Origin of the sequence: Pseudomonas sp. FSL R10-1350 (assembly GCF_009600525.1) — a bacterium.
In the GTDB taxonomy this organism is placed as follows: Bacteria; Pseudomonadota; Gammaproteobacteria; order Pseudomonadales; family Pseudomonadaceae; genus Aquipseudomonas; species Aquipseudomonas helleri.
In genome coordinates this window covers 1-16728 of the sequence record NZ_WIVR01000014.1, presented here as the reverse complement: position 1 = coordinate 16728, position 16728 = coordinate 1, and the positions used below count along the sequence as shown (strand labels likewise).

At 58.4% G+C, this 16728-nt stretch carries 17 protein-coding genes; 9 read left to right on the top strand and 8 right to left on the bottom strand.

Features of this window, described 5'->3' with window-relative positions:
* Positions 1 to 311 precede the first annotated feature (311 nt).
* Positions 312 to 1649 carry an NADP-specific glutamate dehydrogenase gene (gene gdhA / locus GHO25_RS09185; RefSeq protein WP_048367414.1) on the top strand — a complete coding sequence of 446 codons (1338 nt, stop codon included), beginning with the start codon at positions 312 to 314 and terminating at the stop codon, positions 1647 to 1649.
* On the opposite strand, the gene GHO25_RS09180 is transcribed toward gdhA, so the two are convergent.
* The 4 genes from GHO25_RS09180 to GHO25_RS09165 form a co-directional block, all read right to left on the bottom strand.
* Positions 1634 to 2140 carry a GreA/GreB family elongation factor gene (locus GHO25_RS09180; RefSeq protein WP_153390629.1) on the bottom strand — a complete coding sequence of 169 codons (507 nt, stop codon included), beginning with the start codon at positions 2138 to 2140 and terminating at the stop codon, positions 1634 to 1636. The two genes, gdhA and GHO25_RS09180, sit on opposite strands and share 16 nt — an antisense overlap.
* Before the next feature lie 97 nt (positions 2141 to 2237).
* Complete coding sequence (locus GHO25_RS09175) at positions 2238 to 2537, bottom strand: chorismate mutase (RefSeq protein WP_153326873.1); 300 nt, start codon at positions 2535 to 2537, stop codon at positions 2238 to 2240.
* Between the two features lie 15 nt (positions 2538 to 2552).
* Positions 2553 to 4406 carry a DUF4105 domain-containing protein gene (locus tag GHO25_RS09170; RefSeq protein ID WP_153390628.1) on the bottom strand — a complete coding sequence of 618 codons (1854 nt, stop codon included), beginning with the start codon at positions 4404 to 4406 and terminating at the stop codon, positions 2553 to 2555.
* Between the two features lie 73 nt (positions 4407 to 4479).
* Entirely contained in the window at positions 4480 to 4971 is a 492-nt protein-coding gene (locus GHO25_RS09165; RefSeq protein WP_048367410.1) for a DUF3015 domain-containing protein, read from the bottom strand.
* Between the two features lie 269 nt (positions 4972 to 5240).
* On the opposite strand from GHO25_RS09165, the gene GHO25_RS09160 reads away from it, so the two are divergent.
* Positions 5241 to 7679 carry a Lon protease family protein gene (locus GHO25_RS09160; protein ID WP_048367409.1) on the top strand — a complete coding sequence of 813 codons (2439 nt, stop codon included), beginning with the start codon at positions 5241 to 5243 and terminating at the stop codon, positions 7677 to 7679.
* Positions 7680 to 7905: 226 nt separating this feature from the next.
* Positions 7906 to 8223: a hypothetical protein gene (locus GHO25_RS09155; protein WP_153390627.1), complete on the top strand. Its 318-nt coding sequence runs from the start codon at positions 7906 to 7908 to the stop codon at positions 8221 to 8223.
* Positions 8224 to 8231: 8 nt separating this feature from the next.
* On the opposite strand, the gene GHO25_RS09150 is transcribed toward GHO25_RS09155, so the two are convergent.
* Positions 8232 to 10064, bottom strand: coding sequence for a hypothetical protein (locus tag GHO25_RS09150; protein ID WP_153390626.1), 1833 nt, complete (start codon positions 10062 to 10064; stop codon positions 8232 to 8234).
* Between the two features lie 143 nt (positions 10065 to 10207).
* On the opposite strand from GHO25_RS09150, the gene GHO25_RS09145 reads away from it, so the two are divergent.
* Together GHO25_RS09145 and GHO25_RS09140 are read left to right on the top strand one after the other, a co-directional pair.
* Positions 10208 to 10696 carry a TIGR00645 family protein gene (locus GHO25_RS09145; protein WP_048367403.1) on the top strand — a complete coding sequence of 163 codons (489 nt, stop codon included), beginning with the start codon at positions 10208 to 10210 and terminating at the stop codon, positions 10694 to 10696.
* Between the two features lie 149 nt (positions 10697 to 10845).
* Complete coding sequence (locus tag GHO25_RS09140; protein WP_048367400.1) at positions 10846 to 11463, top strand: FKBP-type peptidyl-prolyl cis-trans isomerase; 618 nt, start codon at positions 10846 to 10848, stop codon at positions 11461 to 11463.
* Positions 11464 to 11573: 110 nt separating this feature from the next.
* On the opposite strand, the gene GHO25_RS09135 is transcribed toward GHO25_RS09140, so the two are convergent.
* The 3 genes from GHO25_RS09135 to GHO25_RS09125 all read right to left on the bottom strand — a co-directional run bounded on the left by GHO25_RS09135 (position 11574) and on the right by GHO25_RS09125 (position 13650).
* Complete coding sequence (locus GHO25_RS09135; protein ID WP_153326866.1) at positions 11574 to 11846, bottom strand: hypothetical protein; 273 nt, start codon at positions 11844 to 11846, stop codon at positions 11574 to 11576.
* 193 nt (positions 11847 to 12039) lie between these two features.
* On the bottom strand, positions 12040 to 12381 hold the full coding sequence (locus GHO25_RS09130; RefSeq protein ID WP_048367396.1) for a zinc ribbon domain-containing protein YjdM: 342 nt from the start codon (positions 12379 to 12381) through the stop codon (positions 12040 to 12042).
* Between the two features lie 300 nt (positions 12382 to 12681).
* The gene (locus tag GHO25_RS09125; protein WP_048388088.1) at positions 12682 to 13650 is read right to left on the bottom strand and encodes a polyprenyl synthetase family protein; all 969 of its coding nucleotides are present in this window, start codon (positions 13648 to 13650) and stop codon (positions 12682 to 12684) included.
* Between the two features lie 241 nt (positions 13651 to 13891).
* Here GHO25_RS09125 and rplU point away from each other — a divergent pair, with 241 nt between their 5' ends.
* From rplU to proB, 4 genes are all read left to right on the top strand, one after another.
* Positions 13892 to 14206 carry a 50S ribosomal protein L21 gene (gene rplU / locus GHO25_RS09120; RefSeq protein WP_007950961.1) on the top strand — a complete coding sequence of 105 codons (315 nt, stop codon included), beginning with the start codon at positions 13892 to 13894 and terminating at the stop codon, positions 14204 to 14206.
* Positions 14207 to 14240: 34 nt separating this feature from the next.
* On the top strand, positions 14241 to 14516 hold the full coding sequence (gene rpmA, locus GHO25_RS09115; protein WP_047273595.1) for a 50S ribosomal protein L27: 276 nt from the start codon (positions 14241 to 14243) through the stop codon (positions 14514 to 14516).
* A 195-nt stretch (positions 14517 to 14711) separates the two neighbouring features.
* Positions 14712 to 15938 (top strand): Obg family GTPase CgtA, encoded by a 1227-nt coding sequence (gene cgtA / locus GHO25_RS09110; protein ID WP_048388086.1) that lies wholly within the window; start codon positions 14712 to 14714, stop codon positions 15936 to 15938.
* Between the two features lie 124 nt (positions 15939 to 16062).
* The coding region (gene proB, locus GHO25_RS09105; protein ID WP_153390662.1) for a glutamate 5-kinase at positions 16063 to 16728 on the top strand (666 nt) is incomplete at its 3' end.

Below are 16728 nucleotides of genomic sequence, written 5' to 3'. Positions count from 1 at the left end.
ACGGAGCCCCTCGGGGCTCCGTTTTTTTTGGGGGATCCTGTAGGAGCGAGCTTGCCTCGCGATCTTTTGATCGTTTAAAAAGATCGCGAGGCAAGCTCGCTCCTACAGAATTGCGTGTTTTTATTGGTGCAAAACTGGGTACATAAATCACTTTTTTGGTGCGCAAAAACCGCATAAAACCGGGGCTATTTATATAAAAGCACCATTTAAATTCATAACTGCGACATTTTGCGCTGTCGCGGTGCGGCATGACTTGTTAAAGTTCTGGCCAATCTCCGTTTAACGACAACAAATTTGCCGAGACTTTTCCCATGATCGAATCCGTCGACCACTTCCTTTCCCGTCTGAAAAAACGTGACCCGGACCAGCCAGAATTCCACCAGGCAGTGGAAGAAGTCCTGCGCAGTCTGTGGCCGTTTCTTGAAGCCAATCCGCATTATCTGACTTCAGGCATTCTTGAACGCATCTGCGAACCAGAGCGTGCCATTGTGTTTCGCGTGTCATGGGTCGACGACGAAGGCAAAGTCCGCGTTAACCGTGGTTTCCGCATCCAGATGAACAGCGCGATTGGCCCGTACAAGGGCGGCTTGCGCTTCCACCCGTCGGTGAACCTTGGCGTGCTGAAGTTCCTGGCGTTTGAACAGACCTTCAAAAACTCCCTGACTTCGTTGCCTATGGGCGGCGGTAAAGGCGGTTCGGACTTCAACCCCAAGGGCAAGAGCGACGCTGAAGTGATGCGTTTCTGCCAGGCCTTTATGAGCGAGTTGTACCGCCACATTGGTTCTGACGTTGACGTACCGGCGGGCGATATCGGCGTGGGGGCGCGGGAAATCGGCTTTATGTTTGGTCAATACAAACGCCTGAGCAATCAGTTCACCTCGGTGCTGACCGGCAAGGGCATGAGCTACGGCGGTAGCCTGATTCGCCCGGAAGCCACCGGTTTTGGTTGCGTGTACTTCGCCCAGGAAATGCTCAAGCGCAGCGGTCAGCGTATTGATGGCAAGCGCGTGGCGATCTCCGGTTCCGGCAACGTGGCGCAGTACGCGGCACGCAAGGTCATGGACCTGGGCGGCAAAGTGATTTCGCTGTCGGACTCCGAAGGCACCCTGTATTGCGAAGCGGGCCTGAACGATGAGCAGTGGGACGCGCTGATGGACCTCAAAAACGTCAAGCGTGGCCGCATCAGCGAGTTGGCCAGCCAGTTTGGCCTGGAGTTTCTGGCCGGTCAGCACCCGTGGAACCTGGCGTGCGATATCGCCCTGCCATGCGCCACGCAAAACGAGCTGGACGCCGACGCGGCCCGTACGCTGCTGAGCAATGGCTGCCTGTGCGTGGCCGAAGGCGCGAACATGCCGACCACCCTTGAGGCGGTTGATCTGTTTATCGAGGCGGGCATTCTGTTTGCGCCGGGCAAAGCCTCAAACGCAGGCGGCGTGGCCGTGAGCGGGCTGGAAATGTCGCAAAACGCCATGCGTCTGTTGTGGACGGCCGGTGAAGTGGACAACAAGCTGCACAACATCATGCAGTCCATCCACCATGCGTGCGTGCACTACGGCGAAGAAAACGGCCGTATCAACTACGTCAAAGGCGCGAACATCGCAGGTTTCGTCAAAGTGGCTGACGCCATGCTGGCTCAGGGCGTGGTGTAATCCGGTTCGATCGCGAGGATCTCGACCTGCAGATCGCCTGCAGGCCGGATCCACAGCACTTCATCACCCAGCCGCGCGCCCAACAGCGCCCGGCCCAGCGGTGAGCCCCAGTTAATCAGGCCCTGCGCTGCATCGGCCTGATCTTCCCCGACCAGTTGCACGCGCTTTTGCGTGCCGTGTTCATCGACGTACGTCACCCAGCTGCCAATCTGCACCTTGTGCGTTGACGTCGCCGGGGCGACCACGTGTGCGCTGTGCAGGCGTTGATTGAAGTAGCGCAGGTCGCGTTCCATGTCGGCCAGGTGCTGTTTATCGGGCAAGTCTTTGCGGGCGGCCTCCTGGCTGTGCAGGCGTTGCAACTCGGCGACCTTGGCTTGCAGTTGCTCAAGGCCCTGGGCTGTGACGTAGTTCGGCTGTTCGCTGACCTGACGCTCAACCGGCGTATCGGCCTGATTGGCGGCGCTGTCTTCGTTTACAAATGCACGGCTCATGATGGCAGTCCCTTTGTTAACTGTGATCTCCCGTAGAGCTGCCGAAGGCTGCGATCTTTGCTTTTAAAGATCAAAAGATCGCAGCCTTCGGCAGCTCCTACAGAGGTTTTTCCAGTGCCGAATGCTCGGCCAACTCCTGTTGAATAAACCCGGCAATCATGGCGCGGTATACCGCTTCGGCAACCTCCGGGTTGGCGCCCAGTTCGTCGGCCAAGTGCCGGACCTTGTTGATCACTTGCTCAACCCGTTGCGGGGCGCGTACCGCGTCGCTGTCTTTTTTGAAGCGCGCCGCTTGGGACACGTAGGCGCCACGCTCGGCCAGCAGGCCGACGATCTGGCGGTCAAGTGCGTCAATGTGCCCGCGCACTTGATCCAGAGAATCACAATTAACCGTCATGTTCTAAAGCTCCTTTTAGTAGTGATACCACTTGAGTTCGAGCATCACTTCGTTCACCGGTGAGGCAAGGTGGCTGAACTCACGCTGCGCGGTCAACCGCAGGCCGAGATTACGGGAGATTTCCCATTGCTGATTCAGGCTCAGGCTACGGCGCACTTCGCCGTTGGTGAAGTAATCGGCCTTGGTTTCCAGGCTCAGGTTGCCCACCGGGTTACGCCACAACACGCCGGTGTTGTAGCCAGCCGCCGGTGAAACAAACGCGGCGAAGTCGTTGTTGTGCTCGACCCGCACGGTGCCCAGGGCAAAGCCAAGCAGGTTGTCGCTTAACTGCCAGGTGCCGCCTGCGCCGCCGTTGACGTGGGTGACCAAGCGCTCGTTGCCATGTTTGCCGAGTACCCGCTCAAGGCCGCCGCCGACTTGCCATGACCAGGGTTGCAGCAGGGCGTTACGCGGGGTCAGGGAGCGAATGTTGGCCAGGTCCAACTGCTGGACTTGCCACTTGTTGCCCTCGTATTGGCGCAGCTTGAGCTGGAGGATTTCAATCTGCGCGCCCAGCGGGAAGCCCGGCGCGTTGTCGTTCAGGTCGTGGTAGGCCATGCGCAGGCCGTATTCAGCGAACGCTTTGTCATCACGGCTGCCCGCGCCCAGTTGCCAGGTGCGTGACTCGTGGCCGTTTTCGGGAAGCTCGGGGCGCTCGACTTGCAGCTCTGGCGCCGGGTTCTGGTTGATGGCGCGCAGCAGTTCATAGCTGCGTTGCGAGCGCCCGGTATCGCGCTCAAGGCCATTGGCCCGGTAGCGTTCAAGACGATAGGCCGCGTCGATAATCAGTGCCTGACGCGCTTTGGGCAGCGCCATGAATGTCGGGTTCTGCAATTGCGTCTGATCGGCGCTGACTTGCAGTACCCATTGTTGTTCTTCGGGGTCGAGCACTTTGGCCCGGTCCAGCAGCTCGCGTTCGCGGGACGGGCGGTATTCGATGCTTTCTACCAGGCCGGCTTCTTTGACCGCTTTAACCGTGTCGGTGGGGATCGCTGTCAGCGGGAACTGGGTGGTCAATTGCAAGCCGGGGCGGGCCACTTGCAGCAGTTCAAGCAGGCGGTAGGAGCAGTTTTCATCGAAGAAAAAGTAATCGAATTGAATTTGTTTCAGCTCCCACACATGTTCAACCATGCGTTGGGTTTCTTCGGGTGTCAGGTTGAGCCGGTATTCCCACAGGTCGCGGTTTTCCAGGCTGCGGTATTCCGAGAGTTTTTCCTGGTAGGGGACCAGGGCAAACAGGCCGGGGTAACCACCGGCCAAGCCTTTCCAGGCATACAGAATGCTGTTGTCGGAGCCTTCGATGTAGGCGCCAAAATTGATCGCGTAACTGAGCAGCGCGGTTTTGTTGCTCTGCACATCGGCCTGGTCAATACGTAGCAAGGTGTGGCCGAACATGGACGACGGGCTGTTGAGGTACGCCGCCGGGAAGATCATCACTGTGCTGTGCGGCGCGACGTCGGTGAACCACTGGGTGAACTCTGCGCATTCAACCTTGGGCAGGTCGTTGAGGTTCAGTTGCGCCTTGAGCCAGCGGGTACGGGCCGGGTATACGCACTGCGGGTGTTTGTCGCCCAGGCTCACCGGGGCATACAGCGCCTCTACGGTGGCGCGCAGTTCGGCATCGGGGTGGTGGGCGCCGTCGGCGGCCAGAAAAAATTTGTCGTCGCTGACATAGCTGCGCCAGCCGCCCAGTTTGCGGGCTTCGTAATGGCCTAAAGAAATCCAGAACGGGTCGTTGGCGAGTTGCTGCAAACGTTGATTGTCGATTTGAGGCGCGGCGTACAGCGGGGCGCAGGCACAGAGCGCCAGATAGGCAAGGCGTTTGAGCATGGTGAGCAACTGTTGTCAGGCGAATGGAATTGAAACAGAAGTACCCGCTCCCGAAGGAGCGGGCAAGTCTCAGTTACGACGCAACGGTTGCGTACTTGGACAGGCGGGCATCGCCTTTGAGAACAGCCAGTGTGTTGTTATGCACATCGTCAGCGGTCACGTCAGCCTTGCTGAAGATTTGCTGGAAGTGCTCGTGGGTGACTGCGGCAAAATGCTCGCGGTCTTCAGGGGCCACACCCAGTACCACCGCGTAGGTGGTCAGTGCTTCGCCGTTGCCTTTGGCCATGTCTTCGGACAGCTCGTTCATCATGCCATTCATGGCAATCCACGATTTGCCGCCGTAAGTCAGGGCGTCTTTGGTGGTACAGCCGTTGGTACCTGAGGTCATGCCGAAGGTCGCGTTACCGGAGGTGCCGTTGGTGGTGGAGGCCAGGAAGTGGGCGGGGGTGCCGCGCTGACCTTCAAACAGCATGTTGCCCCAACCGCAGTTCGGGCCGCCGGGTGCTTGCGCCATGGCGTTGAGGGAAACCACTGTAAAGAGAGTGCCGAGAAGAATCCGTTTCATATCATTGTTCTCTATGCGTGCAACCAATGGACAAGGGTATCTGGCCGTCATTAGCCAGAACGGGCCGGTTATCAATCCAGCCTCGCAACACTTAGGAGTCTAGGCACGATCAGCAGGTTCCGTGGTTTTTTGTAAAACAATCGTTGGGCGGGAGGTTTTTTCGCCCGCAAACATTGGGCCCCGATAATTCAGGTGTAACGCGCCTTGCCAGTGGCGTGCAGCCAGCGCCAGAATGCTGCCATCTGCCCTGCCTGATGTAAGGAAGCCCGATGCCTGATTCTGTTGCTGCCAGCCTGCGTCTAGCGCCTGACGCGCTAACCCGTCCTTTTTCCGCTGAACAGTTCAGCTTCTCGACCACCAATGATTTAGAACCCTTTCGCGGCATTCTCGGCCAGGAGCGCGCGGTCGAAGCCTTGCAGTTTGGCGTGGCCATGCCGCGTCCGGGTTACAACGTATTTGTGATGGGCGAGCCGGGTACGGGGCGCTTCTCGTTTGTGAAGCGCTACCTCAAGGCAGAAGGCAAACGCCTCAAGTCGCCCAGCGACTGGGTGTACGTCAATAACTTTGATGAGCCCCGTGAGCCGCGCGCGCTGGAGCTACCCGCGAGCACGGCGGGTGCTTTTATCGCGGACGTTAACGGGCTGATCGACAACCTGCTGGCGACGTTCCCGGCGGTGTTTGAACACCCGACCTACCAGCAGCGCAAAAGCGCCATCGACCGTGGTTTCAACCAGCGCTACGACCGTGCGCTGGATGTGATCGAGCGCCTGGCGCTGGAAAAGGGCGTGGCCCTGTACCGCGACAGCAGCAACGTGGCCTTCACCCCGATGAGTGACGGCAAGGCGCTGGACGAGGCCGAGTTTTCGCAGTTGCCCGAAGAAGAACGTGAGCGTTTTCACGAGGACATTTCCGGGCTTGAAGAGCGCCTCAACGAAGAACTGGCGAGCCTGCCGCAGTGGAAACGTGAGTCGAACAACCAGCTGCGCCAACTGAACGAAGAAACCATCACCCTGGCCTTGCAGCCCCTGTTGTCGCCGTTATCGCAGAAGTACGCCGAAAATGGCGCGGTGTGCGGTTACTTGCAGGCCATGCAGGTGTACCTGCTCAAAACGGTGGTGGAGCAACTGGTCGACGACAGCAAAACTGACGCCCAGGCGCGCAAGTTGCTGGAAGAGCAGTACCTGCCGAGCCTGGTGGTGGGCCAGCCGATGAGCGGCGGCGCGCCGGTGGTGTTCGAGCCGCACCCGACCTACGACAACCTCTTTGGCCGCATCGAATACAGCACCGACCAAGGCGCGCTGTACACCACCTACCGGCAATTGCGCCCGGGTGCCTTGCACCGTGCCAACGGCGGCTTTTTGATCCTTGAAGCCGAGAAGATGCTCAGCGAGCCGTTTGTCTGGGATGCGCTGAAGCGTGCGTTGCAATCGCGCAAATTGAAAATGGAATCGCCGCTGGGCGAACTGGGGCGCATGGCCACCGTGACCCTGAGCCCGCAGGTGATCCCGCTGCAGGTCAAGGTCATCATCATCGGTGCCCGCCAGCTGTACTACACGCTGCAAGACCTGGACCCGGACTTCCAGGAGATGTTCCGGGTGCTGGTGGACTTCGACGAAGACATCCCGATGGTCGATGAAAGCCTGGAGCAGTTCGCCCAGTTGCTCACCACCCGCACGTCAGAAGAAGGCATGGCGCCGCTGACGGCAGGTGCGGTGGCGCGTCTGGCGACCTACAGCGCGCGTCTGGCCGAGCATCAGGGGCGCTTGTCGGCGCGCATTGGTGACCTGTTCCAACTGGTCAGCGAAGCGGACTTTATCCGCCATCTGGCCAACGATGAAATGACCGATGCGGGCCACATCGAGCGTGCGCTCAAAGCCAAAGCGACCCGTACCGGACGCGTGTCGGCGCGCATTCTGGACGACATGCTGGCGGGGATCATTCTGATCGACACCGACGGTGCGGCGGTCGGCAAGTGCAACGGGCTGACCGTGCTGGAAGTCGGTGACTCGGCATTCGGTGTGCCGGCGCGTATTTCGGCCACGGTGTATCCGGGGGGCAGCGGCATTGTCGACATTGAGCGCGAGGTTAACCTCGGGCAGCCGATTCACTCCAAAGGGGTGATGATTTTGACCGGCTACCTGGGTAGCCGCTATGCCCAGGAGTTCCCGCTGGCGATTTCGGCGAGCATTGCCCTGGAACAGTCGTACGGCTACGTCGATGGCGACAGTGCTTCGTTGGGTGAAGCCTGCACGTTGATTTCGGCACTCTCCAAAACGCCGCTCAAGCAGTGCTTTGCGATCACCGGCTCGATCAACCAGTTTGGTGAAGTGCAGGCGGTTGGCGGGGTGAACGAGAAGATCGAAGGCTTCTTCCGGCTTTGCGAAGCCCGCGGCCTGACCGGGGAGCAGGGGGCCATTATTCCGCAAGCTAACGTTGCGACTTTGATGCTTGATGAGAAGGTGCTCAAGGCCGTGCGTGAAGGCAAGTTCCACGTGTACGCCGTGCGTCAGGCGGACGAAGCCTTGAGCCTGCTGGTGGGCGAGCCTGCCGGTGAGCCGGATGAAGAAGGCCAGTTCCCCGAAGGCAGCGTCAACGCCCGGGTGGTTGAGCGTTTGCGGGTGATTGCCGAAATGGTCAACGACGACGACCTCAAGGAAGCCGAGAAAGAACTGCTGGCCGAAGCCCTGGCGGCGAAAAAGCCGGCTTGATCCCATGGCGTCTGTAGTCGCTGCCGAAGCATGAGGCTGCGAGATGTGCCAAACGACCGTCAGACGGCGGTCCTGCGGCCCGCATCGCAGCCTCGCTACTCGTCAGCGGCTACAAGAGCCGTTGCGGGCAGGTGTTAAGCCGTTGGTCTTGGCGCCCTCTGCGGGCGGGGTTTTGCTTCTATGCTCAGGTAAGTGTTGTTGAGCAGGCTCTACGAGGGGCGCCGCCATGTCGCGCAACCTTTGCCTTACCCGCCAATGTCTGGGGCTGGAAACCCGCATTGAGTGCAGTATTCGCCCCTTGGCAGGCAATACCGGCCTGTGGACCTTGCTGTTTGCGGCAGGTTTGTCGGGCGAGCAGCCGACCACGATCAAATCCCAGGGCCCGTTTCGCGGCCCGTTTGTGGCCGAAACCATTCTGCAATCCATTGTTGAAAGCCTGAGCCTGCACGGCTATCGGTTAGCCGATACGCCGCAAATCTGGTGCCTGCATGTGCAGGCACAGTTGCGTCAGATCAATGGTGAGCGCCGCCCGGCTTCGCGCTGAGGCGTCTGTCAGCGCGGTGGCGTGACTTCAGGGACTTTCTCCAGCTTGGCCTCAAAGCCGTACTCCACAGGCTCCAGAGCGGTGCGTGCGTAGCTCTCGATCTGGGTCGGGTGGCCGTAGAAGTAATGCACGTCGAAGATGGCCGGGCCATTGGGTTCTTCGCCGTGGCTAACAGCCAGGACTTCCTTGAGGTAGTTGCCGGTATCGTCCTTGGCATAAAAGCGCCAGGCATCGGACGGGAACAGCGCCTGATCGACTACTAGCGCGTTGCCTTTTAGCTCCAGCCCTTTGGGCAGGTGGGCGACGTCCAAGGTGTGTTTGGCAATATCGGCCACATACAGCGGCATTGAGCCGATGGCGTAGGCCGGAGTTTCCGGGAACAGGTTGAGGTCGTAGGTAATGACACCGGTTTTTGGGTCAGCGTCGAAGGCTTCAGCCGGCAGTTCCAGCGGTTCGCCGCGTTTACCGTTCTGGTCTTCAGCAAAGAAGGTTACCGGGGTGTCGGCCGAGTCAGGCAGTTCGCCCAGCAGTTCGTCATTGAAGGTCGGCGGGTGGCTGAACTCCAGGGTGGCGGCGCTGGCGTCATCGACCGACTGGCTGATGACCACGCTTTTTTTCAGTTGCTCGGGGTCCAGGGTGGCGTCTTTGAGGTAGTTGACGGCTTGGTCGTCATACACCACCACCGACAGCGGCAGCGCCTGGATGTCTTTGCCTACAACGTTTTTGTCGAGTCGCACCACGGGCAGATCGAGGGTTTTGCGGGTGACGTTGGCGGTCGAGAAGTCGAGCACGCTGATGTCGACGTTTTCAATCGGACCGTTGAAATACACCTTGCTGTAGTGATGCGGGTGTTGGCTATCAAAGGCTTTTTGTTCGTCGTCGAGCTTTTTGCTGAACTCATCGCTCCAGGCCGTTTGCTTGAGCATTTCGGCCAGTTGCTGTTGATAGAACGCCAGTTGCTCGGCGTTTTCGTCGATGGAGCCTGCACGGGCCAGGTACTGCCCAGTCGCGTCGCGGGCCTGGATGATCAGCGGGTTGAGTTCGGTATCGCGTACTGCTTCGGCGAGCGGGGCGCTGTTGTTGATGTCGACTTCCGCAAAGTTTTTACCCAGTGCCAGCAGGGTGACGCTGATGTTGCCTTCGGTGCGAGTTTTACCCACGTCTTTGCTGGTGAGGGTGAGGTTGACCACTTTACCGGGGGCGATGACTTCGGCTTCGCCGTGCAGCGTGACGGGCTGAGGCTGCTGGATGTTCGAGGTTTCGACGCCGTCGATGTAGGGGTAGGTGACGGTCAGGTCGTCAGGGTTGCTCAGGTTGGCGCTGGAGGGGCTGAGCTGGATCCCTGAATCGGTTTCTGACCATTCGGCCTGGAACGGCACCACTTGCTTGTTGCTCAGCGTCACGGACTGCCATTCCAGCGCATGCGGGAACGGGAAATCGGATTCGTTGTTCTGGCTGAACGGGAAGATCGGCTCCAGGTCGGTCAGGTAGTCGGAACTGGAGTTCTTGCGCACCACAAACAGGCCGTTAATGTAGGTGTCGCTCAGGGCCTGGCTGTTGGGGTAGTGCTTGAGTTGCGCGAGTTCATCGGTGCCGTATTCGGTTTCGACCGTTTTGCCGTCCAGCTTGATGCGGGCGCGTTCCAGCAGCAGCAATGAGCCGCCGAGGTCGGCCACGGCGTCTTTAAGCTGCGGGTCCTTGATGGCATCGAGGCTCTTTTCGAACGCTGCGGTTCTTTCTTCCAGGCTGGCCTGCGGGTGTTTATCGCCAGGCGAGCAGCCGCCCGTCATGAGCAAAGCGGTGGAAAGCCCGAGACAGACCAAGGGGAATCGCAGATACATTGTTCAGTTTTCCTGTCCGTAAACGATGCTGATGAGGTCGACACTAGCAGAAAATGTTTTTACTGACTGTGTCTGCTGCTTTATCTCTGCCCATTTGTGGCTGATATACTCGCGCCCATTTTTTTTACAGCCTGCGAGATTCAATGGAACGCTTTATCGAAAATGCAATGTACGCCTCACGCTGGATTTTGGCGCCGATTTACTTCGGGTTATCCCTGGGTTTACTGGCGTTGGCGTTGAAATTCTTCCAGGAAGTGTTTCACGTTATCCCAAACGTGTTCGCGCTAACTGAATCGGACTTGATCCTGGTCATTCTGTCGCTGATCGACATGGCGCTGGTGGGCGGCCTGTTGGTGATGGTGATGATCTCGGGCTACGAGAACTTCGTCTCGCAACTGGACATCGACACCAACAAAGAGAAGCTTAGCTGGCTAGGCACGATGGACTCTACCTCGCTGAAGATGAAAGTCGCAGCGTCGATTGTGGCCATCTCCTCGATCCACCTGCTGCGGGTGTTCATGGATGCGCGCAACATCGAAACCCAATACCTGATGTGGTACGTGATTATCCACATGACGTTTGTGGTGTCGGCGTTCGCCATGGGCTACCTCGACAAGCTGACCAAGCACTGATGCGGTTGTCGTGACGGGCAGCACACGAACCCGGGCTGCGAAGGCTTTGGGGGCTGTGGTAGTCTGCTCGCCCTTTTTTGGTTTTGGGCGGCTGGGAGAAAGCGGTTGAAAAACGGCTTTTTTGAGTCGCTCTATAGCGGAGCAGTGTTATGTCCGAAGTAAATCTGTCGACCGACGAAACGCGCGTTAGCTACGGCATTGGCCGTCAGCTGGGTGACCAACTGCGCGACAACCCGCCACCGGGCGTTAGCCTGGACGCCATCCTGGCGGGCCTGACCGACGCTTTCGCGGGCAAAGAAAGCCGTGTTGGCCAGGAAGAAATGTCGGCCAGCTTCAAAGTGATCCGCGAGATCATGCAAGCTGAAGCGGCTGCCAAGGCAGAAGCGGCAGCAGGCGAAGGCAAGGCTTTCCTGGCTGAAAACGCCAAGAAAGACGGCATCACCACGCTGGCTTCCGGTCTGCAATTCGAAGTTGTGACCGCTGGCGAAGGCGCCAAGCCAACCCGCGAAGACACCGTACGTGTTCACTACCACGGCACCCTGATCGACGGCACTGTGTTCGACAGCTCCTACGAGCGCGGCCAGCCTGCTGAATTCCCGGTTGGCGGCGTGATCGCTGGCTGGACCGAAGCCCTGCAACTGATGAACGCCGGCAGCAAATGGCGCATCTACGTGCCGAGCGAACTGGCTTACGGCGCGCAAGGCGTTGGCAGCATTGCTCCGCACAGCGTGCTGGTATTCGACGTTGAGCTGCTGGACGTTCTGTAAGCACACAGCGCTCTAGCTAGCTGTAGGAGCGAGCTTGCCTCGCGATCTTTTGATCTTTTAAAAGCTCGCGAGGCAAGCTCGCTCCTACAGGACCGTTTAGCATTGTGCGGTCATAGTTCTATTTTGGCGTGGTGTTCGTGATGGACTGCGGTGCCGATGGGGCGCAATGCCCGGGCATAGCAAAACAGGAACAGGTTACGCACCAGCTCTTTGAGCACCAGCGGCTCGCTTGAGTTGAGGCCGTTGAAGTCCAGGTCACCCTGGTCTTGCAGTTCATTCAGCGCTTCTTCTTCCAGTACCGCGCAGACTTCGCCGGTTTCCCGGTGCAGGATTCGCAGGTAAGGGTGTGGGCGGTCCAGCCATGCATCAATTAAATAAGTCATCGTTGTCATCTCCTAGATGAATGACAATGAGAATAATTCTTATTCAGTTAATAGCAAGTGCCTATTGGCGGATTTCTTTTTTTTCTTTGTAAAAACTGCCGTGGGTCAACGTAGCTGGCTTTAGGGTAGGGCGGGGAGAGTGTTGCGGGGAATGACCCCTTCCTGCGCAGGCGCAGGAAGGTCAGCCACAGGATCAGACTTTGCGCACGAACTCGGACTTGAGCTTCATCGGGCCGATGCCGTCGATTTTGCAGTCGATATCGTGGTCGCCATCGCACAGGCGGATGTTTTTAACCTTGGTGCCCACTTTGACCACCAGGGACGTGCCCTTGATTTTCAGGTCCTTGATCACGGTGATGGTGTCGCCGTCGTTCAGCACTGTGCCTGCGGAGTCTTTGTAGACTTTTACATCGCTGGCTTCGTCAGCATCGCCGTTGGCGGACCACTCATGGGCGCATTCCGGGCAGATCAGCTGTGCGCCGTCTTCGTAGGTGTATTCGGAATTGCATTTTGGGCAGGGTGGCAACGTGCTCACTAAAGCTCCTTAAAAGTCAGGATGGCTAAAAGGCGCGCATTATATAGGGTTTTTGTGCCGATGGGGGGCTACAGGTTTTTTACCGGTAGGGGCGAGCTTGTCTCGCGATCTTTTGATCTTGGTTGGATGGTTTTACGACTGCTGCGCAGCCGGACGTAGCCTCGCAGGCTCGTCAACTGCTACAAGGGGTGGTACGTGCCGATGGGGCGGTAGGAGCGAGCTTGTCTCGCGATCTTTTGATCTTGGGTCGTTGAAAAAGCAGCAGCACCACGCCTGCGCGTAGTGCTGCTTTGATCGCCATCAGTGCGTGCGGGCTACCGCAAACTCACTCAGCTCAACCAGCGCATCGCGGTATTCGCTTGGCGGCAGGGCTTCAAGGCAGGCAATGGCGCGGGCAACGAAGTCGCGAGCCAATTGTGCGGTGTATTCCAGCGAGCCCGAGGCTTCCACGGCAGCACGAATGCTTTCGAGGTCTTCAATGCCGCCTTTTTGAATGGCCGTACGCACCAGAGCAGCCTGCTCGGGCGTGCCTTCACGCATGGTGTAGATCAGCGGCAAGGTCGGTTTGCCCTCTGCCAGGTCATCACCGACGTTTTTGCCCAGGGTTTCGGCGTCACCACGGTAGTCGAGCAGATCGTCGACCAGCTGGAAAGCCACGCCCAAGTGGTCGCCAAACGTGCGCAAGGCTTCGCGTTGCTCAGGAGTTGCACCGGCCAGCGCGGCGGCGCTGTGGGTCGATGCTTCAAAGAGCATGGCGGTCTTACCGCGGATGACTTCCATGTAGGTTTCTTCGGTGGTGCTGGCGTCGCGGACCTTGGACAGCTGCAACACTTCGCCTTCGGCAATGATGCGGGTGGCTTGTGAAAGAATCTTCATCACCGGCATCGAGCCCAGCTCGACCATCATTTCGAAGGAGCGCGAGTACAGGAAGTCGCCCACCAGCACGCTCGGGGCGTTGCCCCAGGTGGCGTTGGCGGTCTTGCGGCCACGGCGCATGCCGGACATGTCGACCACGTCGTCATGCAGCAGAGTCGCGGTGTGCAGGAACTCAATGGTGGCAGCCAGCAAGCGCAGGTCATCGCCTTCACGGCCCAGGGCCTTGCCGCACAACAACACTAATAAAGGACGAAGGCGTTTGCCGCCGGCCGAAGTGATGTAGTCGCCAATTTTTGAGACCAGCGGTACGCGTGAAGTCAGCTGCTTCTTGATGATGCCGTCGACGGCGCTAAAATCGTCCGCCACCGCGCGGTAGAAAGCTTGGGGTTGCATCAGCGACAGGTGCTCCAGAAGGGTTGCGCGGCATGCTAGGTCGGGGGGCTGGGCCTGTCAAGGCGCGATGGACGGCCCCTTGCAACACCCGCGTGCCTTGCGTACAATCGCGCACCCTGAACTTCCTGGGCAGCACCTGCCTTACGCAATTGCACTTGGGCCGTTCCAGCCCCATGCAGCCATGCCAGCCAATACCTTTACCTATAAAGCGCTGGGTGAGCAGGATTATCGGAGAAATACCATGTCGTACGCAGTAATCGTTACTGGTGGCAAGCAATACAAAGTAGCACCGGGTGAATACCTGAAGATCGAGAAACTGGAAGTCGCTACTGGCGAATCCGTCACTTTTGATCGCGTTCTGTTGGTCGCCAATGGCGACGACGTAAATATCGGCGCTCCAGTTGTTGCTGGCGCCACTGTTGTTGCTGAAGTGATCTCCCAAGGTCGTCACGATAAAGTACGCATCATCAAGTTCCGTCGTCGTAAGCACCACATGAAGCGTATGGGCCACCGCCAGTGGTACACCGAGATCAAAATCACCGGTATTCAGGCTTAATTTCAGCCTAATTCCTCACTAGGAGAATTGACTCATGGCACACAAAAAAGCTGGTGGTAGTACCCGTAACGGTCGCGACTCAGAAGCCAAACGCCTTGGCGTGAAGATGTATGGCGGCCAGGCTATCGTTCCGGGCAACATCATCGTGCGTCAGCGCGGCACCCAATTCCACGCTGGCTACGGCGTTGGTATGGGCAAAGATCACACCCTGTTCGCGAAAGTGGAAGGCGTGATCAAGTTCCAGGTTAAAGGCGCCTTCGGTCGCCGCTACGTAAGCATCGTTCCGAAGACTGAAGTCGTCGCAGCGTAATAGCTTGGTAGCTGGAAGAGCCCTGTCTTGCGACGGGGCTTTTTCGTTTGTGGGGTGAGTCTCTTGCAAAACTGTTTGTATGGGCTTAGGCGCTGGATTTAACGGCTGTTGATTGGGTCGCTGCGCTCATTTTTGCAAGAGTCTTATGTCTTGGTTTTTATCGGCTCGTCCTGATGACGAGAGGCGTGTTTTGTTATGAAGTTTGTAGATGAAGTATCGATCAAAGTAAAAGCAGGCGACGGTGGTAACGGTTGCATGAGTTTCCGTCGTGAGAAGTTCATCGAAAACGGTGGTCCTAACGGTGGTGATGGTGGTGACGGCGGCTCGATCTACATGGTCGCTGACGAGAACCTGAACACCCTGGTTGACTACCGCTACACCCGTCACTTTGACGCGCAGCGTGGCTCTAACGGTGGCAGCACCGATTGCACCGGCCGCAAGGGCGAAGACCTGGTACTGCGTGTGCCGGTTGGCACTACCGTCATTGACGCCGGCACTCAGGAAATCATTGGTGACCTGACGGTTCCGGGTCAGCGTTTGCTGGTTGTACACGGCGGCTGGCACGGCCTGGGCAACACCCGTTTCAAATCCAGTACCAACCGTGCGCCACGCCAGACCACACCGGGTAAGCCGGGTGAGCAGCGTGACCTCAAGCTGGAATTGAAAGTACTGGCTGACGTCGGTCTGCTGGGCTTGCCGAATGCGGGCAAAAGTACCTTTATTCGTTCGGTGTCTGCGGCCAAGCCAAAAGTGGCTGATTACCCGTTCACCACTCTGGTGCCAAACCTGGGTGTAGTGAGCGTTGATCGCTGGAAGAGCTTCGTGATTGCCGACATTCCGGGCTTGATCGAAGGTGCTTCGGATGGCGCGGGCCTGGGGATTCGCTTCCTCAAGCACTTGGCGCGTACCCGTCTGTTGCTGCACCTCGTCGACATGGCGCCGGTTGAAGGCACTGACAGCGCGGCTGATACCGCTGAAGTGATCGTTAACGAACTGATCAAGTTCAGCCCCTCGCTGGCCGAGCGTGATCGTTGGTTGGTGCTGAACAAGTGCGACTCGCTGCCGGAAGATGAGCACGATGCGCGCGTTAAAGAAGTGGTTGATCGTCTGGAGTGGACCGGCCCTGTGTACGTGATTTCGGCGATTGCCAAAATCGGTACCGACAAGCTGTGCCACGACATCATGCGCTATCTTGAAGATCGTGCTGACCGTCTGGCCAATGATCCGGTGTACAAGGAAGAGCTGGCCGATCTTGATCAGCGCATCGAAGACGAAGCGCGTGCGCAGCTTCAAGCCCTGGATGACAAACGTGCCCTGCGTCGCAGCGGCGTGAAGAGCGTCCATGACATGGGTGATGATGACTGGGACGAAGAAGATGTTGATGACGAAGATGGTCCAGAAATCATTTACGTCCGCGACTGATTCGTTGCAGTAAACTACAGCGCCGCTCAATTGAGCGGCGTTTTGGTATCTGTGAAACTGTAATCAAGAATAAATCCATGGGTGGCGCTCGGTCGCGCTGCTCTCAGGCATAGGTTGGATGATGATGCGGAGCAAGGTGACAGGTGCGCAGCGTTGGGTCGTGAAAATCGGCAGCGCATTGCTGACAGCAGATGGCAAGGGCCTGGATCGCGCCGCGATGGGCGTGTGGGTCGAGCAGATGGTGGCCTTGCATGAGGCGGGCGTAGAGTTGGTGCTGGTGTCTTCGGGCGCGGTGGCGGCCGGCATGAGCCGCTTGGGCTGGACGGTCCGACCCAGTGCGATGCATGAGCTGCAGGCGGCCGCTGCGATTGGCCAGATGGGCTTGGTGCAGGCGTGGGAGTCGAGCTTTGCCGAGCATTCGCGGCACACTGCGCAAATTCTGCTGACCCATGACGATCTGTCTGATCGCAAGCGCTACCTGAACGCCCGCAGCACCTTGCGCGCCCTGGTTGAGTTGGGTGTGATCCCGGTGATCAACGAAAACGACACTGTGGTCACGGACGAAATCCGTTTTGGTGACAACGACACCTTGGCGGCGCTGGTGGCCAACCTGGTCGAGGCTGACCTGCTGGTGATCCTGACCGACCGTGACGGCATGTTCGATGCCGATCCGCGTAACAATCCGGACGCCAATCTCATCTATGAGGCGCGTGCCGATGATCCTGCGCTGGATGCAGTGGCGGGCGGCACCGGCGGTGCGCTGGGGCGCGGCGGCATGCAGACCAAGCTG